Source organism: Dyadobacter sp., from assembly GCF_039919315.1.
Classification (GTDB): Bacteria; Bacteroidota; Bacteroidia; order Cytophagales; family Spirosomataceae; genus Dyadobacter.
Genome location: NZ_JBDSFX010000081.1, coordinates 1 through 23,597, shown reverse-complemented (window position 1 = coordinate 23,597; position 23,597 = coordinate 1). Strand labels below are relative to the sequence as shown.

Sequence of the window (23,597 nt, the reverse complement as noted above, 5' to 3'; positions counted from 1 at the left end):
AATTCGATAACAAGATTGCAGATAAAATGGCTGAAATTGAAATAAAAGTACCGCCCGTTGGCGAGTCGATTACCGAAGTTACCATAGGAAACTGGTTCAAAAATGATGGCGATTTTGTGAAAATGGATGAGGTCATTTGCGGACTTGATTCAGATAAAGCAACGTTTGAATTGACCGCAGAGGCGGAAGGTGTTTTGCATATTAAAGCACAGGAAGGCGATACCTTAAACATAGGTGACCTGATCGCTACCATTGACTCCGCGTCAAATGGTGCACCGAAAGAAACTGCTCCAAAACAGGAAGCTGCTGTCCCAGTGGAAGCTGCCCCAGTGGAAGCTGCCCCAGTGGAAGCTGCCGCTGAAAAAATACAGGATAAAGCAGCCGAACCGGCGGCCGTCGCTGCTACCCCAGCTGCTGCTGCCAGCACGCCTGGTAAGGCTTATGAAATGAAAGTTCCCGCAGTAGGAGAGTCTATCACAGAGGTTACCATTGCTTCATGGAGCAAAAAAGATGGTGATCATGTGGAAGTAGACGAAATCCTTTGCGAGCTGGAATCAGACAAAGCGACTTTTGAACTTCCTGCCGAAGCAGGCGGAACACTCAGAATCGTTGGAAAAGAAGGCGACACATTGGCGATCGGCGCATTAATATGCACGATTGAAGCTGGCGCCGGATCTGCTGCCGCTGCTCCTGCTGCACCGCAAGCAGCGGCTACGGCCGATAAAGGTTACAGTGAAAAACATGCATCCCCCGTCGCTGCCAAGATATTGGCAGAAAAAGGAATTGATCCGAAGGACGTTAATGGCTCAGGATCAGGAGGAAAGATCATGAAGGACGACGCGCTGAAAGCGGGTAGCAAACCTGCGCCGGCCGTTCAGTCCGCCAGTGCCCCGGCTGCTAAGCCAGCTGCTGCTCCCGCTGTCGCAGGCGCGAGAGGTCAACGCAGAGAAAAGATGTCATCACTTCGTAAAACCATTGCACGCCGTTTGGTAGCAGTGAAAAACGAAACGGCCATGCTTACCACTTTCAACGAAGTGGATATGAAACCAGTGATGGAGCTTCGTTCGAAATTCAAGGACAAGTTTAAAGAGAAACACGAAGTAGGACTTGGCTTTATGTCATTCTTTGTAAAAGCAGTTACTGTGGCGTTGAAAGACTTCCCGGTAGTGAATGCTTACATTGATGGGGAAGAGCTGGTTTATAATGATTTCAGTGATATTTCGGTAGCGGTTTCTACGCCTCGCGGACTGGTTGTACCTGTGATCCGTAATGCCGAAACGTTGTCGTTCGCGGCGATTGAAAAAGAGATCGTTCGTTTGGCTGTTCGTGCTCGCGACGGAAAACTTGGGTTGGATGAAATGTCAGGCGGAACTTTCACCATTACCAATGGTGGAACTTTCGGTTCGATGCTTTCTACCCCGATCATCAATGCACCGCAATCTGCAATCTTAGGCATGCATAACATTGTAGAACGTGCAGTAGTGGTGGACGGTCAGATCGTAATTCGGCCTATCATGTACGTAGCATTGTCTTATGACCACCGTACCATCGATGGTAAAGACTCGGTAAGCTTCCTGGTTCGCTTAAAGCAGCTTTTGGAAGATCCAATGCGTTTATTGCTTGATATGTAAGATCATTTTGGAAATAAATAAAAAACGAGAGCTTGGCACCAGGCTCTCGTTTTTGTTGTAGGGCACACTAGCTTAGTTTTGGATTTTCCTTGTGCCGGTCCTTGTCCCGGTCTGTTTTCTTAGCCATATTTTTTTCAAAAGCTTCGGTCAGGTTAATGCCGGTCTGGTTCGCGAGGCATATCAGGACCCATAGTACATCAGCCATTTCGTCTCCCAAATCTTTTCCCAGGTCAGATTTTTTGAAAGACTGATCACCATAAGTACGGGCCATAATCCTGGCCAATTCGCCCACTTCCTCGGTCAGGATCGTCATATTGGTCAGTTCCGAAAAGTAGCGGACGCCGTAGCTTTTGATCCAATCGTCTACCTGTTGTTGTGCTTCTTGTATGGACATTGGTTTAACAAGTTAATGTTTGAATGAGTTAATGATCGGGTCGCCGGTGCGATGAATGTTAGATTCTGTTTTTGGAATCAATTACAATGGTGACTGGACCGTCGTTTAGTAATGCTACTTTCATGTCAGCTCCGAATTGTCCTGTTTGAATGGGTTTGCCCAGCTCGTTTCCCAAAAAACGGATCATATTTTCGTAGAGTGGCACGGCGACGTCATGTCGGGCTGCTTCGATAAATGACGGACGGTTGCCTTTTTTTGTACTGGCGTGCAAAGTGAATTGGCTGATCAGCAGGATGTTGCCGTCCACTGATTTGAGATCCAAGTTCATTTTGCCTTCCTCATCTCCAAAAACACGTAGACCAGTAATCTTCCTTCCCAGCCATTCTACGTCCTCCTGCGTATCCAAATGTGTAATGCCCAATAGTACCAGAAAACCCGCCTCTATTTGTCCATGGATTTTAGCTTCAATGGTTACCGATGCGCTGCTGACGCGCTGGATTACTGCAATCATAATGCTTATTGAATGAATTATTTTGACCGGGATCAAAAGTAAAATGTAATGTCGTAATACAGTCCATTCTACCAAAAGCTTTTCGTCATTTTTTGGGTTAGATATCCTTCCAGAACCAATTCAGATTTGTAACCGATAAATAAATTATAGAATAAGTTATTTATTTTAATAGAATATATTCTACAAAATATTATTATTTTTAAATTACTGAATGAGTTTAAATGTTTGCTAACCAGCGATATAGATGAAATATTTACCTCTGCTCAAATTACTGTTGCTCGTGCAATTCAGCATGAGTATCCAGACAGCCACCGCAATAGACCAGAATGGAACAATCACTTCTTCCGGCAAATCCAGAAGCTTCGTTTTTCATGCTCCCGGCACTTCCGTTGCTCAGAATTTGCCATTGCTGTTTGTATTTCACGGAGATGGCGGTTCTGGCGCAGGTATCAAAGGTTATTCGGGTTTTGACGCAGTCGCTGATGCCAATCAGTTTATAGTGGTCTATCCCAATGCAGACAATGACGGAAATGGTTGGCACCGGGCTATTGACCAGCCAAAGGATGTGCAGTTTACCTCTGACATGATCGACTACTTCTGCTCAACTTATCACATTGACGCCAAAAAGGTTTATACCACAGGGCATTCCGCAGGGGGATATATGACTTACAATCTGGCTGTAAACCTGCCGGACAAGATCGCTGCTTTTGCGCCGGTGGCTGGAAACATGTACGCAAACAATGGCAACTACACTTATTTCAGCGGACCCAATTTCAAACCCGTGGCCATTTATCACATTCATGGTGATCCGGATCCGGTGGTAACCTATCCGGATCCCGATCACGTCCCGACGGCATGGAGCGAGTGGCCATTGACTCAGTTCGCCTATTATACTTGCAATAAAACCACCTACACACTTCCTAATGCGACCATTGCGGCCAATGTAACCAAGCTGTCTTTTTGTGTTGGCTCACCGCCAGCTACCAAGGAGATTTCGATGATTCGGGTGGCGGGTGCGGGCCACGGCTGGCCCGTGGTTACAGGTTTCAATCCCGCTCAGGCTATCTGGGATTTTGCCAAAAACTACTCGATCGCCGGTGCGCAGTCCTGCGCAGTGGTGCCTGAGGTGCCTACGCATGCGGCCGGGACTATCCATACACAAGGCAGAAATATACTAAGTCCCTGCGAGGATGTATTTATTCCAAAGGGTGTGAATTATTCATTGGCCGACGACTGGGAGTTTCCTGCCAATATCAATGGTGATCCAACCCATGTTAACGATGAACTGTCTGCGGAAATCATCAAAGCAAAGCCAAATATTGTCCGCATTCAATGGTATGCAAATCGCGCTAGCGGGTGGAAATCCTACTCTGTCGCAGATCTGGATGTAGTCGTTACACGGTTTCGCAATGCAGGAATTGTTTTCGTGCTGGAACTGCATGATGTTACCTGTTCTAATGACTATACCAAATTCAACAATGTGGTACTGCCATGGTGGAAGCAGCAAAGTGTACTGGATCTGATCCAAAAGCACCGGGGATTTGTGATCGTGAACATTGCTAATGAATTCGGAAATGTGAAATGGGCTGCCAATCAATTGACGGCATACACTACCTGGTTGGCACATTATAAAAATGTGATTGTTGACCTGCGCAATGCAGGAATAGAAGTTCCGCTCATGATTGACGCGCCGGATTGCGGACAAAGCCTGGATATCGCATTGCAGGCCGGGACTGAGCTGAAAGCGCAGGACCCTTTGCACAATGTGATCATGAGCGCACACGCTTACTGGTATGCGGACAATGCGGCTGCGATGGAAGCGCGGGTTCAGCAAATTGCCGGTGCAACTTTTCCGGTTATTCTGGGTGAAATTGCTAACATTCAGGATGCGACCGGACCTTGCTCTGATCCGATTCCTTACTATACCAATCTGCTGGAAAGCTGTAAAACAAACAATGTCGGCTGGCTGGCCTGGACCTGGACGGACGACTGGTGCGAAGGTGTTAATGGTCGGAGGATCAGTCTGAATGGTGATTTTACCAATTTGTCAGTTTATGGCAATACGATCATTAATAACCCCAGTTTTGGACTGGCCGCTACGGCTCAGAAAATGCAGGTCGCTTGCCTGGGTAATCCGTTGCCGGTCGTGCTGGAATCTTTTGATGCTCGCGAAACAGAGGCTGGTAACATTGCACTGAACTGGAAAACGAGCAGTGAAGTGGATTTTAGTCAATTTGAATTGGAGCGAAGCACGGATGCCAGAAATTTTCAGAAAATCGCCATAATCAAGCCCGATGCATTCTCCGGCGGAACGTATGGATACCTCGATAGCAACTTGAATGGTGACCAGTATTTTTATCGCCTCAAAATGATGGATACGGACGGAAGCTATGCTTATTCCCAAATGCAGACTGTTTACAGAAAATCAGGGTTGTCGGTAGCAGTGTATCCGTCCCCTGCGCACGACTATATTATAGTGAAAACGAAGGAGCAATCTTTACCTGCCAACATTCAAATTCTGGATCAAACTGGCAGGACAATCATTACCCAAACGATCAGAAAACCAGACCAGAAAATAAATATAGCGCGGCTCCCCGAAGGTTTGTACATTGTAACCGTGAATGATCGGGTTGTGGGGAAGGTTTTGGTTCAAGGGAAATGAACCGGTTACACGCACACATTGCAATAAAGTTTCAATGAATCAAACACACTATTCTTTCCAATACGGTAAGGAAGAGAAACTTTACGAGTTCTTTAGTCAGGGTAAGCGAGGTAAAATCAAAATTTAGAGGACCTGCAAGAGGAGTTCGAAATACATGGATTTCGAAATGAGCGTTGGGAGAGATTTAGAAAAAATATAAGTTATGAGTCATTCCTGGTTTCAAAATTGTTATAACTTTATCTCACTTCAAAAGTATCTATTATGAAAGCCAGTTCAGCTTCCAAGACAAGTGCAAAAGGTGGTACATACAATCAGAATTTAGACAAACTAGAAAATGTAGATCTATTTCCTGCCAAAACTGCGATTGCAAAAGCAACACTTTTGAAAGCCGTGCTTCCGTCCAAAGAACGCGCCATATTATCATCTTCTCTTAAAAAATAATATCAATCTCGGAATTCGTCAGAATTTCAGTATCAATGAAAGAAGAACAAATTTCTGTTTTTGATATATTTAAAATCGGGATTGGACCTTCCAGTTCCCATACTTTGGGTCCTTGGCGCGCCGCCCAGCAATTCCTGAAATCTTTGCAATCCAGAATCGGATTGGAAGAGGTTATCTCCGTTAAAGCACATTTATATGGTTCTCTTGCCAAAACCGGAAAAGGGCATGGGACTGATATTGCAGTGATATTGGGCCTGAGCGGATATGATCCGGTAACGATTGAAACCACTGATATCGACAGGATTTTAAGTGAAATTTCTTCCAGCGAAACCATTCTGCTGCATGGCGAAATGAAGATCACTTTTTCTCCAAAGAAAGACGTGTTCTTCCATTTTACTGAATCACTACCATTTCACCCAAACGGACTCACATTCATTGCGGATTGCGGGCCGAGCGGTACTATTGAAGAAACGTACTATTCGATAGGCGGAGGATTTGTGGTACAGGAAGATAGTAAAGGAGAATCTTTAACGAACCCTATCGCGCTGCCGTTTCCAATTGATCGTGCAGGCGATCTGCTGAAATGGCATAAGGCGTCGGGATTGTCGATCTGGGAAATGGTACTTGAAAATGAGAAGTCCTGGAAAGAAGAAAAGTGGATTCGTCATGACCTGATGAACATATGGCACATTATGCAGCAGAGCATTTTTCACGGATGCCAGACCAAAGGTATTTTACCCGGCGGATTGAATGTTCAGCGTCGTGCAGCTTCTTTGAATGAGAAACTGTTGAAAAGCAAAATATGCACAGGCTGCGATGAATGGATCGACGCGATTAGGAAGGGTGGTGCCGGTTTCAACTACACATTGGACTGGGTCAGCTGTTTTGCGCTGGCAGTGAATGAGGAAAACGCGTCGTACAGCAGGGTAGTGACCGCTCCGACCAATGGCGCTGCGGGCGTAATTCCGGCAGTCCTACAATTCCACATTACATTTTGCGGCGGAACCGAGGAGGACATTTTCAGATTTATGCTGACGGCTGGCGAAATAGGAAGTATTTTCAAAAAAGGGGCCACTATATCGGCCGCAATGGGTGGGTGTCAGGCCGAGATAGGTGTGTCGTCCGCAATGGCTGCGGCAGGACTTACCCAGGTTTCGGGAGGAACTGTTGAACAATGCCTGATGGCCGCCGAAATTGCCATGGAGCATCATCTGGGGCTTACTTGTGACCCGGTAGGCGGACTGGTGCAGATTCCGTGCATTGAACGAAATACGATGGGTGCTATCAAAGCGATTACCGCTTCACAACTCGCGCTTCAAAGTAATCCTGAAAATGCAAAAGTTTCGCTTGATAATGTGGTCAAAACCATGTGGGAAACCGCCCTGGATATGAACAACCGATATAAAGAAACCTCAGAAGGCGGGCTTGCCATTAACATTCCGATCAGTCTGAGCGAATGTTAGCAGCTGATTTTCAATAATGTCAGAGGTTCAATAACAAATGCGCCAGGCCGAAATATACGCCATAGCCAATCAAATCATTAGCAGTTGTGATGAATGGTCCGGAAGCCACAGCCGGATTAATACCGATTCTTTCCAGCAGAATAGGGGTGATCGTTCCCATGAAGGAAGCCAGAAACACTACTGACATCAGCGCAGTGGAGACGACCAGGGCAAGTTGTATATCGTTACCGATCAGCAAATTAAAGCCGAAAACAATGCAGCTGATAATCAATCCATTGATGAATGCGACAGCGAACATCCTGATCAACCTTTGCCCGACTGTCGTATCGAGCCCGGTTTTGTCAGCCAGACTTTGTAAAATAATGGAAGAGGTCTGAATCCCGACATTCCCGCCGGTTGAACCAATAATCGGGATGAATGCAGCCATAGCGGGGATAATTTTGAGATCTCCCTCGAAAAAACTGATAAACTTGGCGGCCAGAATTCCGCCCATCATCCCTACCAGCAGCCACGGAAGCCTTGCCTTGGTTTGTTGCCAGATCGTGTCATCTTCTTCTACGTCCCCGGTAATACCCGCCATCGCCAGCGTGTCGGAACTTGCTTGTTCCGTGATCACGTCAATTACGTCATCGATGGTGATCCGTCCGAGCAACTTGCCCTGTACATTGACAACCGGCAATGCGTCAAGGTCATAGCGCTGCATCAGCTCTGCTACTTCTTCGGCTGGCCTGTATGTTTCTACGAAAATGACATCTTTCTCGTACAGACTTTCGATTTTGGTGTTTTTGTGGGCGAGTACTATTTTTTTCAGAGAGAGTATACCAAGCAGTTTTCCGAAATTATCCACCACATACACGGCGTATACTTTACCTACGTCTTCGGCCTGTTTTCTGAGCTCCTCAATGCATTGGTTTACAGTCCAGTTAACATTTGCTTTTACCAACTCTTTCTGCATCAAACCACCCGCTACATCTTCATCATAATGTAGTAGGTCGAGGATAAACCGCGCCTGTTCACGGTCTTCGAGCAACGCAATTACTTCCTCACGGACACGGATTGGTTGCTCATTGAGCAAATCCACGGCATCATCGGAATCAAAAAGATTGACAAACCTGGATATTTCTTCGGAAGTAAAAACTTTCAGGAATTCCCGACGGTCGCCAGGCTCCATATCGGCCAGGATCGCAGCGCCAGTTTCTACATTGAGCTGAGTAACCAGGAATTTGGCACTTTCGATTTCAAGCTCAGATAAAAGACTGGTAATGTCGGCCGAAAAAAGGCTCTCCATCTCCGACCTGATCGAATCAGAATCTTTCTTTTCAATTAATTCCTGAATGTGGTCTACGTATAGCTTGGTTAATTCAAACGTCATTGTTCGGTAGCTTTTGGCGATTGATAAAATAGCTTTTAGCTTGACTTATATACTCTCAAATTGAAAGTTTAGATCTGCGGTGCCATCGTGGCTGCTATCTGGGTCAATGTAACAAACTCATTGACACTCAGCTGTTCCGCTCGTTTGGTCAGCAATGGGTGGTCTGGAAATTCACCTACCGGTTTCAATGCATTTCGCAGCGTTTTTCTTCTTTGGTTAAATGCCGTTTTGACTACCCTGAAAAACAGTTTTTCATCGCAGTCAAGTGCTGTGATCGCATTGCGCCGGAGCCTGATCACACCGGACTGTACTTTGGGAGGCGGGTCGAATGCACCCGGAGGAACTGATACCAGGTAATCAATGTCATAAAATGCTTGCAACAGCACACTCAGTATGCCGTAATCCTTATTTCCGGGAGGCGATGCAATGCGTTGCGCGACCTCCTTTTGAAGCATACAGACGATCTCGGGAATGCGGTCACGGATCTGTAATGCCCTGAAAAATATCTGTGATGAAATATTGTAAGGAAAATTACCAATGATCGCAAATGGCTTTGGGAAGAATTCTTCGGGATTGAATTTCAGGAAATCTCCTTCAATGATCCTGGGGGAAAGTTCTTCGTAATGTTTTTGCAGATAGGCAACCGATTCAGTATCAATTTCTATTACGTAAGTGCTGAATGAGGTTTTAGTGAGCAGGTACTGAGTGAGTACACCCATGCCCGGACCTATTTCCAAAACCCGGTCATAATCGCGGTGACCGGACAGTCCGTCCACAATGCGCTGCGCAATATTTAAGTCTTTCAGAAAGTGTTGGCCCAAATGCTTTTTGGCCCTGACCCTCGAATCATCCCGTTTTTTATAATTTATTTTCACGAACCAAAATTACGGCTTAATTCGTAGATTTATCGAATAAAGAATTGGAAGGAACCTCAAAAATGCGATTATCCTGATACCATGGAAATGATTTTGTCCCATACCGACTGGCAGACTATTCACGCAACACTTCAGCATCTCAATCTGATCGGAATTACATTTTCTCCGGATTTTACGATCAGGAATATCAGTGCGCATGCGCTCATGAAAACAGGCTGGTTGGAGTCCGATCTGGTGGGTCACAGCATATTCGACAAGCTTATTCCCAAAGAGGAGGAAGAGGAAGTGAGGCAGATGCTGGAAGAGGGGATACAGGGAAAACGCAAGCTGGAACAAAGGGAAATTCCATTTTTAGCTCAAAAAGGCACATTACGTACATTTTCGATCAACTCGGTGCTCATGCATAGCGATCAGGACGAGGTGGAGTGTGTTACGCTGGTGGGTGATGACATCACGCGCCGCCGGAGGATGGAGTCGGCGATAGCCAAGTCCAATTCGCAGTTGCAGGATCTGGTGGACAATACCAGTGACCTTATACAGCTCGTTGCCATTGATGGAAAATTCATATTTGTCAATAAAGCATGGCGTGAGGTACTGGGCTACGGCCTGGACGAAATAGCTTCCATGCGCATGGAAGACATCCTGCACCCGCAATACAAGGAGCAGGCGCTGGCGCAGCTGAAACTGATTGAGCAAGGTAATTCAAACCCTAATTTCGAAGCCGTCTTTCTGAATCGGGAGGGTAAGAAGGTTTTCGTGGCCGGAAGCGTTAATTGCCGTTTCGAATATGGCAAACCGACTGCATTTCGCTGCATATTAAATGATTTTACAGAAAAAATAAGGGCAGAAAAGGCGCAGAACCTTTATTACAGCATTGCCAACTGGACTGTTAACACGCAGAACCTGGACGATTTTTACCAGAGTATCCACGAAGAACTCGGTAAGATCATTGATGTAAAGAACTTCTTCATTGCACTTTACGATCCCAGCAAAAGCTACATTTATTTTCCTTATTATGTTGACCAATATTTCCAGGGTAATGTGAGGTTCACCAAGCGACGCCTCGGAAACGGGTTGACGGAATATGCGATTGCTTCCAACAAACCGTTGTTTCTTTCGGGGACTGATATTGAGCAGCTTGCCAAAACCAACAGCCTGTACCTGTATGGGGTAACGCCCAAACTGTTGCTATGTGTGCCGCTGCGGATAGGGGATAGGGTTACGGGGATTATCGGTGTGAAGTCGTATGATGATGCCAATATGTTTGATACCAGGGACCTGGAATTGCTGGAATTTATTTCCGGGCAGGTGGCAATGGCGATCGCAAGGAAACAAAGTGAGGAGGAGCTCAGTAAGTACCTGGCCCGCCTGAATGCTATTTTCGATAGCAGCTCCCATTTGATCTGGTCTGTCAATAAATCGTTGCAGCTGACCTCTTTTAACAGAAATTACGCGGATCTGATCCACAATCAGCTGGGAGTAAGGCCTTCATTGCAATCCAGTGCGGAGAAATTCGGCTGGCGAATGGTGGGCAACAGTAACAGACGTACCCTTGAAACCAAGTACCGGCAAGCATTACGCGGCGAACCTCAGTATTTCGAATTCAAAATTGACAAGAAAGATGAGGGTGAAATGTGGCTGGAATTTTACTTGAACCCAATTCACTATGCGGACGGCGTCATTGAGGAAGTGTCGGGTATCGCCCGGGACATTACCCGAAGAAAAGAGGCCGAGCTATCATTAAGGCACAGCGAGGAGCTTTTCAGAGGGATATTTGAAAATCTGCAGGACATTTATTGCCGTATCAACAGGCTCGGCGCGATCACGATGATCAGCCAGTCGGTGCTGAAACGACTGGGATATTTACCGGGAGAGGTGATTGGACACAAAGTAGCAGAGTTCTTTTCAGATAAAAAACGGATTCATTCGGCATTAATACGTCTGCGTAAAACCAAAAGTCTTCGGAATTTCGAAATTACATTAAACCGCAAGGATGGTACCGAACGTCAGTTTATGATCAACATGCTGATGTTTACAAACGATAAAGGCAAACCGACCGAGGTGGCGGTGCTGGCCAGGGATATTACTGAGCTCAAACGCAATGAGCAGGAACTCCTGAAAGCGAAAGAACACGCGGAGCGCTCTTTGAAAGTAAAAGAAGGCTTCCTGGCCAACATGAGCCACGAGATCCGAACACCCATGAACGGGGTGATCGGGATGATCGATCTGCTTGGTGAAACGCCTCTGAACATTGAACAAAAAGATTATGTGCTGACCATCAAACGCTCTTCCGAGACGCTGCTCAACATCCTCAACGACATTCTGGACCTTTCCAAGATCGAGGCAGGGAAAATGGAGTTGCATGAAGCGCCGATCGCGACGGAGGAATTGTTGCTCAAGCTGGTGTCATTATTCGGGCAAACAGCCAAAAGTAAAGGCAATACCCTTACTTATCACCTGGCGCCGGACATTCCAAAATTCATTATCGCAGACCAGACTAGGCTACTGCAAATTTTGTCCAATCTGACTTCCAATGCATTGAAATTTACCGAAAACGGGTCGGTGAAAGTGCTGCTTTCATTGATTAAAAAGGACGGTTTATTTCATAAAATAAAGGTCGACGTGCAGGATTCTGGTATCGGTATCAGTGCGATGGACAAGCAGATATTGTTTACATCTTTCACCCAGCTGGATAATTCTTCCCGTAAGTCATTCGGAGGGACCGGTCTGGGACTTTCGATTTCAAAACAGTTGTGCGCCCTCATGAATGGCGAGATTGGAGTGGAATCCACAGTAGGAGAGGGTAGTACGTTCTGGTTTACATTTGAAACCAAGGAAACTTCTATTGCGCAGGCGAGCACTATCACGCTCATGGAGGAAACGCCGATAGAGAATGTGTTCGCTGATTCCCATCCGGTGATATTGCTGGTGGATGATAATGCGGTAAACAGAAAAGTTGCGAATGAAATTTTGAAAAAATCGGGTTGCTATGTAGACCTGGCGGAAAGCGGTTTCAAGGCCATTGAAATGGTGGAGGCTCGCGAAGCATCCGCCGAGAAGGGCTATGATATCATTTTTATGGATATTCAAATGCCCGATATGGACGGTGTGGAGACCTCACAGGAGCTCAAAAAACGCTTTCCCGGTGCGCTGGGCCCTATTGTCGCGATGACAGCCTATTCGATGAAGGAAGATCGTGACCGCTTCCTAAGCCAGGGAATGGACGACTACATTGCCAAGCCGATCAGGGCACAGACATTGGTATTGAAGGTGAAGGACCTGATGAGTAATGTAGAAGGCCGGAAGCTGGAAAATAAGCAAAAGGAAATTGCCCAGGAGATCATTCTCCCTATTCTGGACCGTGAAATTATTGATCAGCTCAATGGTATCGGCGGCGCCGATCTGGTATGGTCTGTTTTTGAAGATTTTGTAACGGAATCCAATGAGCTGGTGGAGGGCGCGGTGACTGCCTTTGCCAATGGGGATATCAAGACGGTCAAAAGTAATCTGCATACATTAAAAGGCAGCGGCGGAACCGTAGGGGTATCGCAGGTTGCCGAAATTGCCCGGGACGCGGAGTGGCGCCTGAAATCTGATGATACCAGTACGCTCGCCGAAGCGCTTCCCAAATTGGAAAAAGCTTACGCCAAATTTTTGGCAAACTATGAAGGCCTGCTGAAGGAATGGCTGAAATGATAGGAAAGTGCACTGGTTAGCACCCATTTTTTTCGTCGGCTGGAAGCAGGACTTGATCTATGAAAGCATAGGTTTCTGTCGATTGTAAACGGTTATTGTTTTGAGTGATTAAACTTTTGAAGGAAAGGTTGCTCTAAACTGCAATAAACCTTGAGAGATCATGAACAGAATTACCACCATCGTCCTTTTACTTGCCAGTCTGGTGTTTCCGGCTTTGGCACAAGCACAAAATGCGCAGATCACCGGAACTGTATTGGATAGCGCGAACCGCTCCCCGGTAGTAGGTGCATATGTGGCCGTAAGCCGCGATACGCCCGAAGCTAAGCCTGAGTATGTCACGACGGATGTGAATGGTAAATTCTCGTTTACCGGTCTGACCAGGCAGGTTGCATACCTGGTCAAAGTTTCCTACCTGAGCTACAAAGACGTCTCTAAGGTTGTCGATGTCAATAACGATATCGAAGACCTGGGCAATATTACGCTGACCGAAGCCGTCGCCAATTTGAAAGAAGTAAAAGTGGTAGGCCAGGTCACAGCCATGGAACAGAAGGGCGACACCACCCAGTTTAATGCAGCCGCATTCAAAACCAATCCTGACGCTACCACGGAAGATCTCATTCAGAAGATGCCCGGCATTACCGTCACCAATGGTACGGTAACTGCGCATGGTGAAACCGTGAATCGCGTGCTGGTAGATGGTAAGCCGTTTTTCGGAGACGATGCCGCACTTACATTGAAATCCCTACCCGCAGAAATTGTCGATAAAATCGAGGTTTTTGATAAGCTCAGCGATCAGGCCCAATTTACGGGTTTTGATGATGGCAATGGACAAAAAACCATTAATATCGTCACTAAGGCCGACCGTAAAATGGGCCAGTTTGGAAAGGTTTTCGCAGGCTATGGTCTGGATAATCGCTACCAGGCGGGAGGAAATATTAGTTTCTTCAAAGGCAATCAACGGATTTCGGTGATTGGGCTGAGCAACAATATCAACATGCAGAACTTTTCCAGTCAGGATCTGCTGGGCGTGACCGGTAGTAGCGGTGGCGGTGGTGGAAGAGGCGGAGGCGGGGGAGGCGCATCCAATAACTTTCTGGTGGGAAACCAGAGCGGCATAACGGGTACCAATTCTTTTGGTTTGAATTACGCCAACAAGTTCGGCAAGAAGGTGGACGTTTCAGGAAGCTACTTTTATAACCGTACCGGTAATACCAATGCGCAGACTACTGAGAAGGAATATTTCCTTTCGGGAGGAACTGGAAACCAGTTTTACAATGAAAACAGCCGTACGTCTAGCACCAACTCCAATCACAGACTCAATTTCCGGGTTGAATACAACATCAATGCTAACAACTCGCTGATCATTACCCCGCGGTTAAGTTTTCAGGATAACCATTCCACCAGCGTCAAAGCAGGTTTGACTACGCTCGCAAATGGCAGCAATGTGAACAGCACCGATAACAGTCAGCGCAGCCAGAACAATGGCTACAACTTTTCCAATGATCTGTTGTTCCGTCACAGTTTTGCCAAAAAAGGCCGCACATTGTCGCTGAATGTCAACACGCAAATGAATGACCGCGACGGTATCCGTGATCTGTATTCCAAAAACATGTATTACGGCATTACGCTGCCCGACACGGCGATGCGCGGAGATACCATTGACCAGCGCAGCTTTACCAAATCCGATGGGATCACACTTGGCGGCAACCTGATCTACACCGAGCCGATCAGCACAACCGGCCAATTGCAGTTCAATTATGGATTGACGGTCAGTAACAGCAATTCGAGCAGAGAAACCTACAATATGAGCTTTGATTCGAATACATACTCGGATCTGGATACATTGCTTTCCAACAATTTTGACAACCGCTACATTACCAACCGGGCTGGAATAGGATATCGCTACCGTAAAAACAGCTGGTCTGCCAACCTGGGCGTTGATTTTCAAAACACCGGCCTTTATAGCCAGCAGCTTGCTCCCAACAACAACAAAGTGGATCAGTCTTTTACCAATGTGCTGCCTAACTTTATGTTGAATTACCGATCCAAATCAGGTACTCAGTTCCGGACATTTTTCCGTAGCTCTACCAATCAGCCATCGATTTCGCAACTGCAAAATGTGATTGACAACAGTGATCCATTATCTCTGACTGCGGGTAACCCGGATTTGAAACAGGAATACCGCAATATGTTCAATGTGCGCTACTCGCTGGCTGGGGCCAACAGACCATATAGTTTCAATGCCATGGTGTTTGTTACCCAGACCAACAATGCGATCGTGAACTCTACATTCATCGCACAGCAGCCAACAACTTTGCCAAGCGGTATTGTGATGGAACGCGGCTCGAAGCTCACTACGCCGATCAATGTGGATGGTAGCTGGAATGCCAGAACGTTTTTGGCCTATGGAAAACCGGTAGCACCGTTGAAGCTGAACATTAATCTGACGACCGGCTTCAATTATGTGAGATCGCCGGGTATGATCAATGATATTTCCAACTATTCCAACACCTATGCGGTTTCCCAAGGCCTGGTGGTGAGTAGCAACATTAGCGAGAAACTGGACTTTACTGTTTCCTACTCAGGGAATTACAATGTAGTGCGCAACACCATTCAGCCCAACCTGAACAACAACTATTACACGCAGGGCATTACCGGCCGGGTTAACTGGATCTTTGGAAAAGGATTTGTATTGCAAAGTGATATCAACAACCAGTCGTACCGCGGTTTGGGACAGGGATATAACCAAAACTTTACCTTATGGAATGCGAGCATTGGCAAGAAATTCCTTAAAAACAATGCAGGAGAACTCAAACTGACGGTATTTGATATATTGAAACAAAACAACAGTATCAGCCGCAATGTCACTGAGACCTACGTGCAGGATGTAACCAGCCGAGTTTTGACACAATATGCCATGCTGACATTCACCTACACACTGAAAAACTTCGGCAAGATGCCAGCCAATGATAACAACCGCAGACGTGACTTCGAACGGGGAGAAGGAGGGATGCCGTCAGGTGGAGGAGACCGGGGCGGAAGAAGTTTCAACTAAGGAATAACGATATTAAATCCTTCGACTCAGTACAAAATAAAAACCCGGAATGAGCGATCAGGCCGGGTTTTTTATGTTAATGTGCTATGTCGTCCTATTTTTTGGAAGAGAAAGGAATGATCAGTTTTTCGCCTCTTTCGGAGAAATCCCTAGACTTTCCATTCGCTTTCATGATCGCTTCTTTGGTCACTCCGTACTTGCTTGCCACTACCCGAAGCACGTCACCAGGGCCGACGGTATGCACCGTTTGAACCTGTATTTTCAGTTTGGTAACACCGGATTTAACAACTGAAACGGAAGAATTCAATCCCTGCACCGTCTCAGTTTTGAGATTGTAGCGGGATGCGATGCTCGAAAAAGTCTCGCCGCTTTGAACGGTGTGCGTGATTTGCTCTCCGCCAATCGAAGCAGCAGATATCGCAGGTTTTTCGGCTTTTTCAGGTTCTTTGGCCTTCTCAACCTCTTTTGCTTTCTCCTTTTCAGGCTGCGGCTTCTTTTCTTCTGAGGCTTCCTCGGTAGGCGCTGGCTCATCAGAAACAGGCTCGCCTACCGCAGATTCTTCCAATGTAGAGTCCACAACCACCGAAGTCAGCTCCTCGGAATTGGAGGAACTATCGGAAATATATTCGTAGCCGACATAGAGCATAGCCAATACCAAAAGAACTAATACCAGCAGCGTAACAATGGGCAAATTGGACTTTTCAGTAGGACGGATATTTCTTTTTTTAGGGAATTCGTCTTCCATAGCGTGGCCGGGAGTCAATTTTTAGTGGAGTTAATTTTACACGAAAATAATAAAGTGCGTCTACTTTACAAGTTGATTTCTCAATTCCTCATTCATGGTGGCGACTTTGTCTTTCAAGCCTTCTTTAAATGCATCGAGGCGTTTTCCAACTTCCTGATCGCTTGCGCCGATGATCTGCGCAGCCAAAATTCCTGCATTCCTGGCGCCGTCCAGCGCTACGGTCGCCACAGGCACGCCCGAAGGCATTTGCAGGATCGAAAGTACTGAATCCCAGCCATCAATAGAGTTGCTCGATAGTACCGGAACCCCAATGACGGGTAGCGAAGTAAGCGAGGCCACCATGCCGGGTAAATGCGCCGCACCACCTGCTCCGGCAATGATCACCCGCAAGCCGCGACCGCGCGCAGTGGATGCATATTCGAGCATACGTTCAGGCGTACGATGTGCGGATACGATCTCCATTTCAAATTCGATACCCAGCTCCGAAAGTGCGTCAGCTGCCTGCTGCATTACCTTTCTGTCCGAAAGGCTTCCCATAATAATTCCAACCATGCTATTATTGCTTAACCTCTGTACTGATCACTCTTATATTTTTCTTCACAAAATCAACCTTTTCTTTTAAAGCCTCAATACTGGCATCCATAATGGTGATATGTCCCATTTTTCTGAATGGCTTAGTAATGGCCTTCCAGTACAGGAAAGGAAAAACCTCATCGGTGGCCAAAAGCGTCTCCATTCCTTCATAAACGGCCGGCCCTTCAAATCCTGCTTCACCCAGTAAATTCACCATCGCGGATGGCCCGTAAGCCAATGTGCTGCCCAAGGGCAGGTTCAGGATCGCTCTCCAGTGTTGCTCGTATTGCGAGGTAGCATTGGCCCTGATCGTGTGATGCCCGCTGTTGTGCGGGCGCGGAGCAACTTCATTGATGAGTATGTCGCCGTCATGCGTCAAAAACAGCTCTACGGCCAGCAGACCGACAATACCGAAAGCCTCAGCGGTATTGTTTGCAATTTCCTGGGCTTTGTGCTCAATGTCTTCTGCGATTTCGGCAGGGGCAAAAAGATATTCAACCAGGTTTAATTCCGGATGAAAAACCATTTCCACTGTGGGGAATGTCGTGATTTCACCGCTGACATTTCGCGCTACGATCACAGCCAGTTCTTTTTCAAACGAAACTGCTTTTTCCAGCAAACCGGGCTGATCAAAGGCTTTGTCTAGATCAGCTTCACTGGCCAGCCGCTGAACGCCACGACCGTCGTAGCCGTCTTTTCCAAGCTTGTGAAATGCGGGTAAAAATGAAGTATGTTGAAAGACGTCTTCCCGGTTATCGGTCAGTATGAAATCAGCTGTAGGAAGGTTATGATCGCGGTAAAACTGCTTCTGGACGCGTTTATCCTGTATCAGGCGGATCACCGCAGGTTGTGGGTAAACCCGTTTTCCTTCTTTTTCCAGCGCTTCGAGCGCCTCCACATTAACCTTTTCTATTTCAATGGTAATCACATCGAGTGTTTTACCAAATTCGTAAACTGTATCGTAATCTTGTAATGAACCCTGGGTGAAGTGGGGGGCAATATTTCTGCACGGTGCGTCAGCATCGGGGTCCAGCACGTGAATGTCAAGGTTCCAGTCCACAGCAGCTTGCAAAAGCATTAATCCAAGCTGGCCACCGCCAAGAATACCTATTCGGGATGAAAGCATTTATTAAAGAGAATGTATGATGCAAAATTGGTGTAAAAACCGCTAACATAAAACCCTACTAAATTCTTTCGACAAAATTGTTCAGAAATCCTGACAGATTTTCCGACCTATTTCATCAACCTGATCAGCGCAATTTCAGTCAGTAAAAAGAAAAGTGCAGCGTATAAAAAGTATTTCCACAGGCTGGTACCCATGTTCTGCTGCTGGAATGCCGTTGAAAATGCATCATCATCGATCCGGTCAAAAACCTGTACATTTTTTTGTCCCGAAAAAGCGGCCCGCAACTCGCCGGGGGAATAGTATTGCAGCCTGGATTCTGAATTATTATGGTTTAATGCAATGATCTGCTCGACTTTGTTGTCGCGTAGCAGATCAAAATAGCCTGCGTCAAGGCCTTCCCCGAGCTGATCGCCTTCCGGGATTTCCAGTAAAAGCTGGTTTCCTGCTATGCGCTGCAAGGGAATAATTTCCACTTTGCCACGGCGTAGTTTGTAAACCGAATTGCTTTCTGAGTTGCCGATCGGCAGTGTAATGGGATTTTCGTCAAATTTATAAGAAGTCCGCTGCGCCCGGACGCTGGAAGCGGCGATCTTATACATCACGGGCACAAAAATCGCGTGCTGAGGTACATTGCCATATTCCGGATTGAATGGGGCGGCAAACAAATAGATCTTGCCGGTACCGGAAGTCGCCTGGTTAAGATAGGTTTGCCCGTTTCGCAGCGTAAGGAGTAGCTGGCCCGCATTGGCCCAGTTCCACACCGCGGAAGCCGAGGGCAAGTTCAGGTTTATTTCCTGCCTGACTGATTCTTCAAAAACATCACTGAAAAAAGGGTTGTTACGATCAGGAGCAGCGATAGCCACAGGTGAAGGGCTCGTATTGGCGAAGGCTTCCAGACCATTGATGCCCAGACCGGAAAGAAAACGGTTGTAACTCTCACCATTGGGCGAGGTGGAGGGAACTACGGCCAAACTTCCGCCTTTCCTGACAAAGTCCTGCAAATCCTGAGGTAATGAGCCCGAAAGCTGTCCGACACCTTCCAATACCACCAGGTCAGCATCTTTGATCAGGCCGGGATCCACATTCTGAGCGCTGTAACTCTGCATGGAAAACAGACTATCATTGGCATACACATTCTCAATATAGTTCCCCGCAAATTTTTGGCCGTAAATATGCAGGATACGGATCAATGGCGAGGCATTGAGCACAAAGTAATAATTGTTGTCGAATGTGACCGGGAAGTCGTCGAAGGTGATCTGGCCTTTTTTAAAGCCTTTACCTTTTAGATTGAAATTGAACTTGGCAGTCGCGCTGCCATTGGACGGCACATTGACCGACGCTGTGGAGGCCTGCGTGTTGTCCAGGCTTAGTTTCAGCACCACGTTTCTGGCTTCCTGCTTGCCGGAATTACTGACTTTAACAAACAGGATATTGTTTTGCAGCTCGCGAATGAAGGGGGTGTTTAACCAGGCGGAATCTACAAAAACATTCTTCTCAGCCTCCGCCTGCACGGGCACCAGAAAAAGTTGGTTAGTACTGTCAGTTTTAATATCGGCCAAATTTCCGGCAGTACTTTTCTGAAAATCGGAGAACCAGAAGAACTGGTTTCTCCCGGTATGAGCGTGACGCTCCATCAAATTTTCCTGACGCTTGTAGATCTGTTCGAATGTCCTGGGTGTGTTGGATAATGCAATGGTAGTGAGCCGGTCGCGAACTTTTTCGGCCGGGTACAAACCTTGTTCTTGCGCAGAAAAATCGTTGGTAACCAGTTGGAGCGAAGTAGCATTCTTGAAGATTCCCAACAGATCGCTGAGTTTGCTGGTCGCAATGTCCAGATATCTTTTGTTGTTGAGCTCGCTTTCCATACTTAGCGAATTATCAAGATAAAGGCTGGTAATGCCTCTTTTGTCCACCGAGAGCCTGTTTTCGGCTGGAAGAAATGGCTGTGCGAAGGCAAGCGCCAGACAAGCGATGGCCAGGATACGAGTTGCCAGGATCAGCCAGTGCTTGATCTGGCGAATGGAGCGGGTTTTGGTTTCGACCGCCTTTAAAAATGCAACATTGGTAAAATAAACCTTCTTGGTGCGCCGGAAATTAAATATATGAATGGCGATAGGAACAGATATAGCCAGTAAACCCCATAAAAAAGATGGAAACAGAAAACTCATTTAGTTTTGGATATGATCGTTCAAAGGTCGCAACTGATATGGGCCTGTAATGAGCCGTTTCAATGATCAACGTAGTTAAGAAAGACAAATTACACTAAATTCTCATAACTACTTTTTATTTCAGCACCTTTCTGATATGTCAATTGGTTTTTTCTAACTTTGCACTTCATTTTTGTGCGTCAATTCCAACATTTACATTGCGCCCGGGAAAACAGAATTGTTAATTTAAATTGAATTATGGCCAAAGTTTCGGTGAACAAACACCAGCCCGTCTACCAGATGCCTACGAACCCAGCAGCGGTCCGTACCAAAAAATACGCTTTACCTACCAAGAAATACATCACACTGGCCATGCGTTACTTTTTCAAGACGCAGCTTAAATGGGGATTGGTCCCACTGGCCCTGATCCTCGTGAATGCGATACTGAACCTGACCGGCGTGTACCCTAATCTTTGGATTTATATCACCGTATTGGTCGGCGCAGCCTTATACGTTTTGTTCTGGCTGATCCAGTTCACAGGTATCACGCAGCTTGCCCAGTACAAACCGATGTTTGAGAGATTTCAATATGAAATCGACAACCGTCAAATCCTGATGAAATTGAACCAAAAGGAAGGTAGTGTGATGAAATGGGAGCAGATCCTGGACGGTTACAAGGATAAAGATGCTTACGTGCTTGTAATTTCAAAAGGACAGTTTGTTTATCTTCCCTTCAATATCTTTACTTCTGAGCATGACATTAAAGTTTTTGAAAGAATCCTCAAACAAAAGGATCTGTTGAAAGCTTAAAACAATTGATAAATAAGAAAATGCCCGGCCTGTGAATCACAAGCCGGGCATTTTTTGTGTATTGGCAAAGAAGCAAATAGTTTATCTTAAACGCGCTTCCTGATGGGTTTTATCGAAGTTTTTCTCACCAGCATGAATTTCAACGGCCAGATGGTTGGCCGAGGGAGGTATGGGGCAGTTATAGCCGTCACTGTAAGCGCAATAGGGGTTGTAAGCCTTATTGAAATCCAGCACATAGGTATTATCCTTTAAATCTGTGGTTTTCAAATCCAGGTAGCGCCCACCACCGTAGGATACATTGCCATTGGTTTTGTCCTTAAAAGGAATAAAAAGATAATCCTTGTACTTGGCAACTGCCAGCAGGCTCAGGCTTCGGTATACGTTCAGCGAATGTTTCCTGCCATTGAGCCTAAACTTTAACGTGCCGTATTTCACGTAAGTTTTTTTGACGCCGCTGTAAGTGGGCATTTCAAACGATTCGCTTTTGCTTTTCTCAAATCGTGCCGTGACGCGGTAGGTTGAATCCGGATCGTAAAATTGTAGAAAAGGAAGATCCGCCTCTTTCAATGGAGAGTTGGAGGCGTGTAAAAATTCTTTCCGGTACTTCTCCCTATATTGATCGGTTTCATCCCGAAAACTTTGGGCAAAGGCGAAAGAACCAACGATAAGCAGTAGAAACAATGTGTTAACAGTGTCTTTCATAGTAAGCAAAAGGGAAATCCGGTAAAAAATTACCGGATTTTATTAAAAATTTTTCAGAAACCCTACTGTTTAAAAATTCGTGCCAATTAATGAGCGGAAACAGTGCGGATTTTAGATTCGTCAATATTGAACTCTTTCACGACTGCATTGTAATCGTTGTAATCCACAGAACCGCTTTTACGCGCAGGATCGGCAGGGACGATCACAATTCTGAAATCTTGATTTTTGGTCCAGTCGTCAGCAAGTGCGGCCAGGTTCAGGTTGCCATCGAGGAAAATAGAGAAATCTCTTTTTGTTTGATCGAAGTTGTAGGTGAGAATACCATTATTGGTAAAAAAATGAGTTTGAGGCAACAAACGGAATACTTTGAGATTTTCGCCGCCTGCGGTAACAGTTTCCCAATGTATGTAGACTAGTACGGCATCCGATTCTAGCACGGTAACTTTGGCATCAGTGTAAGTCATTGTAGACCGGAAGTCGTTGGCGGCGGTAAAATTTACACCAACCAGGTCAAAGGTAGCTCCTGTGACATCTATGCTTCCTCCTTCTGGTCCCGGAGGTCCTTCTGGTCCGGTACAGCCTTGAAAGAGCGCAACTAGTACCAGCAATAGGGGAATGAGTTTCTTGTTCATGATTGTGCTAATTAAATTGAGATTTGAATGAATTTTGAATTTAGATGATAATGCAATAATAAAGTTTAAATCGGTACAGGCTATTAACTTTCGTTAACTAAATTGGCATCGGCACCGGCATACTCTGGAACTGAGGTAAATGCCTGTTTATTGCTCATTTTAATAATATAATAATTTGCGTAAAAGAGCGATAGATGTTACTTTTCCCACCAGACAATCAAATATTGAACCAAATCTAAATTAAAAAAAGCCAGAATATGATCAATCGTAAAGCAACCGCAGTCTGGAAAGGAACCGGAAAAGAAGGAGCCGGAACTGTCAGCACCCAAAGTACTGTCCTTGAAAATACCCAGTATTCTTTCAATACCCGTTTTGCGGAAGGTAAGGGGACCAACCCCGAGGAATTGATCGCAGCAGCGCACGCCAGCTGTTTTGCAATGAAACTAAGCTTCGAACTGAACGCGGCCGGTTTCACTGCCGATGAGCTGAATGCAACGGCAACCGTTACATTGGATCCGGCCAAAGGCCAGGTTACTAAAAGCGCGATTGACCTGAAAGCCAAGGTTCCAGGCGTAGCCGCAGAACAATTCGCCGAGATCGCCGACAAAGCCAAAAAAGAATGCCCGATTTCTCAGTTGTTGAATGCAGAGATTACTTTGAACGCTGAGTTGGTTGAGTAGGACTGTCAAGCTGAGCGGAGCCGAAGCATTGTGCACAATGCTTCGGCTCCGCTCAGCTTGACAGTCCTACTCAACCAACTCA

Annotated in this window: 18 protein-coding genes; 8 read left to right on the top strand and 10 right to left on the bottom strand. The window is 46.2% G+C overall.

The window, feature by feature from the left end; genetic code table 11:
- Positions 1-26 precede the first annotated feature (26 nt).
- Entirely contained in the window at positions 27-1,631 is a 1,605-nt protein-coding gene (odhB, locus tag ABIO93_RS21905; protein ID WP_348071622.1) for a 2-oxoglutarate dehydrogenase complex dihydrolipoyllysine-residue succinyltransferase, read from the top strand.
- 67 nt (positions 1,632-1,698) lie between these two features.
- Here odhB and ABIO93_RS21900 read toward each other — a convergent pair whose 3' ends face one another.
- Together ABIO93_RS21900 and dtd are read right to left on the bottom strand one after the other, a co-directional pair.
- Positions 1,699-2,025, bottom strand: a complete 327-nt coding sequence (locus ABIO93_RS21900; RefSeq protein WP_348071620.1) for a nucleotide pyrophosphohydrolase — start codon at positions 2,023-2,025, stop codon at positions 1,699-1,701.
- Between the two features lie 58 nt (positions 2,026-2,083).
- Entirely contained in the window at positions 2,084-2,536 is a 453-nt protein-coding gene (gene dtd, locus ABIO93_RS21895) for a D-aminoacyl-tRNA deacylase (RefSeq protein ID WP_348071618.1), read from the bottom strand.
- A 244-nt stretch (positions 2,537-2,780) separates the two neighbouring features.
- Between dtd and ABIO93_RS21890 the strand changes: the two genes are divergently transcribed.
- From ABIO93_RS21890 to ABIO93_RS21880, 3 genes are all read left to right on the top strand, one after another.
- A complete protein-coding gene (locus ABIO93_RS21890; protein ID WP_348071616.1) occupies positions 2,781-5,198 on the top strand; it encodes a cellulase family glycosylhydrolase in 2,418 nt (805 codons plus the stop codon).
- 261 nt (positions 5,199-5,459) lie between these two features.
- On the top strand, positions 5,460-5,639 hold the full coding sequence (locus ABIO93_RS21885; protein WP_348071614.1) for a hypothetical protein: 180 nt from the start codon (positions 5,460-5,462) through the stop codon (positions 5,637-5,639).
- A 35-nt stretch (positions 5,640-5,674) separates the two neighbouring features.
- Positions 5,675-7,102, top strand: coding sequence for an L-serine ammonia-lyase (locus tag ABIO93_RS21880; RefSeq protein WP_348071612.1), 1,428 nt, complete (start codon positions 5,675-5,677; stop codon positions 7,100-7,102).
- 19 nt (positions 7,103-7,121) lie between these two features.
- Here the strand turns inward: ABIO93_RS21880 and mgtE are convergent, their stop codons facing one another.
- Both mgtE and rsmA read right to left on the bottom strand, forming a co-directional pair.
- Positions 7,122-8,474, bottom strand: a complete 1,353-nt coding sequence (gene mgtE, locus ABIO93_RS21875) for a magnesium transporter (protein ID WP_348071610.1) — start codon at positions 8,472-8,474, stop codon at positions 7,122-7,124.
- A gap of 68 nt (positions 8,475-8,542) precedes the next feature.
- The gene (gene rsmA, locus ABIO93_RS21870) at positions 8,543-9,343 is read right to left on the bottom strand and encodes a 16S rRNA (adenine(1518)-N(6)/adenine(1519)-N(6))-dimethyltransferase RsmA (protein WP_348071807.1); all 801 of its coding nucleotides are present in this window, start codon (positions 9,341-9,343) and stop codon (positions 8,543-8,545) included.
- An 87-nt stretch (positions 9,344-9,430) separates the two neighbouring features.
- On the opposite strand from rsmA, the gene ABIO93_RS21865 reads away from it, so the two are divergent.
- Together ABIO93_RS21865 and ABIO93_RS21860 are read left to right on the top strand one after the other, a co-directional pair.
- Positions 9,431-13,045, top strand: a complete 3,615-nt coding sequence (locus ABIO93_RS21865; RefSeq protein ID WP_348071608.1) for a PAS domain S-box protein — start codon at positions 9,431-9,433, stop codon at positions 13,043-13,045.
- A 160-nt stretch (positions 13,046-13,205) separates the two neighbouring features.
- The gene (locus ABIO93_RS21860; protein WP_348071606.1) at positions 13,206-16,100 is read left to right on the top strand and encodes a TonB-dependent receptor; all 2,895 of its coding nucleotides are present in this window, start codon (positions 13,206-13,208) and stop codon (positions 16,098-16,100) included.
- Between the two features lie 94 nt (positions 16,101-16,194).
- On the opposite strand, the gene ABIO93_RS21855 is transcribed toward ABIO93_RS21860, so the two are convergent.
- The 4 genes from ABIO93_RS21855 to ABIO93_RS21840 form a co-directional block, all read right to left on the bottom strand.
- Positions 16,195-16,845, bottom strand: coding sequence for a LysM peptidoglycan-binding domain-containing protein (locus tag ABIO93_RS21855; protein WP_348071604.1), 651 nt, complete (start codon positions 16,843-16,845; stop codon positions 16,195-16,197).
- Between the two features lie 60 nt (positions 16,846-16,905).
- Positions 16,906-17,397, bottom strand: coding sequence for a 5-(carboxyamino)imidazole ribonucleotide mutase (gene purE / locus ABIO93_RS21850; RefSeq protein ID WP_348071602.1), 492 nt, complete (start codon positions 17,395-17,397; stop codon positions 16,906-16,908).
- A gap of 4 nt (positions 17,398-17,401) precedes the next feature.
- A complete protein-coding gene (locus ABIO93_RS21845; protein ID WP_348071600.1) occupies positions 17,402-18,544 on the bottom strand; it encodes a 5-(carboxyamino)imidazole ribonucleotide synthase in 1,143 nt (380 codons plus the stop codon).
- Positions 18,545-18,651: 107 nt separating this feature from the next.
- Entirely contained in the window at positions 18,652-20,712 is a 2,061-nt protein-coding gene (locus tag ABIO93_RS21840; RefSeq protein ID WP_348071598.1) for a BatA domain-containing protein, read from the bottom strand.
- Positions 20,713-20,949: 237 nt separating this feature from the next.
- Between ABIO93_RS21840 and ABIO93_RS21835 the strand changes: the two genes are divergently transcribed.
- Complete coding sequence (locus ABIO93_RS21835) at positions 20,950-21,501, top strand: YcxB family protein (protein WP_348071596.1); 552 nt, start codon at positions 20,950-20,952, stop codon at positions 21,499-21,501.
- An 81-nt stretch (positions 21,502-21,582) separates the two neighbouring features.
- On the opposite strand, the gene ABIO93_RS21830 is transcribed toward ABIO93_RS21835, so the two are convergent.
- Together ABIO93_RS21830 and ABIO93_RS21825 are read right to left on the bottom strand one after the other, a co-directional pair.
- The gene (locus ABIO93_RS21830) at positions 21,583-22,203 is read right to left on the bottom strand and encodes a DUF1684 domain-containing protein (RefSeq protein WP_348071594.1); all 621 of its coding nucleotides are present in this window, start codon (positions 22,201-22,203) and stop codon (positions 21,583-21,585) included.
- 86 nt (positions 22,204-22,289) lie between these two features.
- The gene (locus ABIO93_RS21825; RefSeq protein WP_348071592.1) at positions 22,290-22,835 is read right to left on the bottom strand and encodes a hypothetical protein; all 546 of its coding nucleotides are present in this window, start codon (positions 22,833-22,835) and stop codon (positions 22,290-22,292) included.
- A 257-nt stretch (positions 22,836-23,092) separates the two neighbouring features.
- On the opposite strand from ABIO93_RS21825, the gene ABIO93_RS21820 reads away from it, so the two are divergent.
- Positions 23,093-23,515 (top strand): OsmC family protein, encoded by a 423-nt coding sequence (locus ABIO93_RS21820; protein WP_348071590.1) that lies wholly within the window; start codon positions 23,093-23,095, stop codon positions 23,513-23,515.
- Positions 23,516-23,597: the final 82 nt, after the last annotated feature.

Excerpts from the sequence above, each read along its gene's own strand:
- ABIO93_RS21855 (WP_348071604.1), bottom strand. The coding sequence starts at position 16,845 with ATGGAAGACGAATTCCCTAAAAAAAGAAATATCCGTCCTACTGAAAAG.
- odhB (WP_348071622.1), top strand. The coding sequence starts at position 27 with ATGGCTGAAATTGAAATAAAAGTACCGCCCGTTGGCGAGTCGATTACC.
- ABIO93_RS21835 (WP_348071596.1), top strand. The coding sequence starts at position 20,950 with ATGGCCAAAGTTTCGGTGAACAAACACCAGCCCGTCTACCAGATGCCT.
- mgtE (WP_348071610.1), bottom strand. The coding sequence starts at position 8,474 with ATGACGTTTGAATTAACCAAGCTATACGTAGACCACATTCAGGAATTA.
- purE (WP_348071602.1), bottom strand. The coding sequence starts at position 17,397 with ATGGTTGGAATTATTATGGGAAGCCTTTCGGACAGAAAGGTAATGCAG.
- ABIO93_RS21890 (WP_348071616.1), top strand. The coding sequence starts at position 2,781 with ATGAAATATTTACCTCTGCTCAAATTACTGTTGCTCGTGCAATTCAGC.
- dtd (WP_348071618.1), bottom strand. The coding sequence starts at position 2,536 with ATGATTGCAGTAATCCAGCGCGTCAGCAGCGCATCGGTAACCATTGAA.
- ABIO93_RS21840 (WP_348071598.1), bottom strand. The coding sequence starts at position 20,712 with ATGAGTTTTCTGTTTCCATCTTTTTTATGGGGTTTACTGGCTATATCT.
- ABIO93_RS21860 (WP_348071606.1), top strand. The coding sequence starts at position 13,206 with ATGAACAGAATTACCACCATCGTCCTTTTACTTGCCAGTCTGGTGTTT.
- ABIO93_RS21885 (WP_348071614.1), top strand. The coding sequence starts at position 5,460 with ATGAAAGCCAGTTCAGCTTCCAAGACAAGTGCAAAAGGTGGTACATAC.
- ABIO93_RS21845 (WP_348071600.1), bottom strand. The coding sequence starts at position 18,544 with ATGCTTTCATCCCGAATAGGTATTCTTGGCGGTGGCCAGCTTGGATTA.
- ABIO93_RS21880 (WP_348071612.1), top strand. The coding sequence starts at position 5,675 with ATGAAAGAAGAACAAATTTCTGTTTTTGATATATTTAAAATCGGGATT.
- ABIO93_RS21865 (WP_348071608.1), top strand. The coding sequence starts at position 9,431 with ATGGAAATGATTTTGTCCCATACCGACTGGCAGACTATTCACGCAACA.
- ABIO93_RS21820 (WP_348071590.1), top strand. The coding sequence starts at position 23,093 with ATGATCAATCGTAAAGCAACCGCAGTCTGGAAAGGAACCGGAAAAGAA.
- ABIO93_RS21900 (WP_348071620.1), bottom strand. The coding sequence starts at position 2,025 with ATGTCCATACAAGAAGCACAACAACAGGTAGACGATTGGATCAAAAGC.
- ABIO93_RS21830 (WP_348071594.1), bottom strand. The coding sequence starts at position 22,203 with ATGAAAGACACTGTTAACACATTGTTTCTACTGCTTATCGTTGGTTCT.
- ABIO93_RS21825 (WP_348071592.1), bottom strand. The coding sequence starts at position 22,835 with ATGAACAAGAAACTCATTCCCCTATTGCTGGTACTAGTTGCGCTCTTT.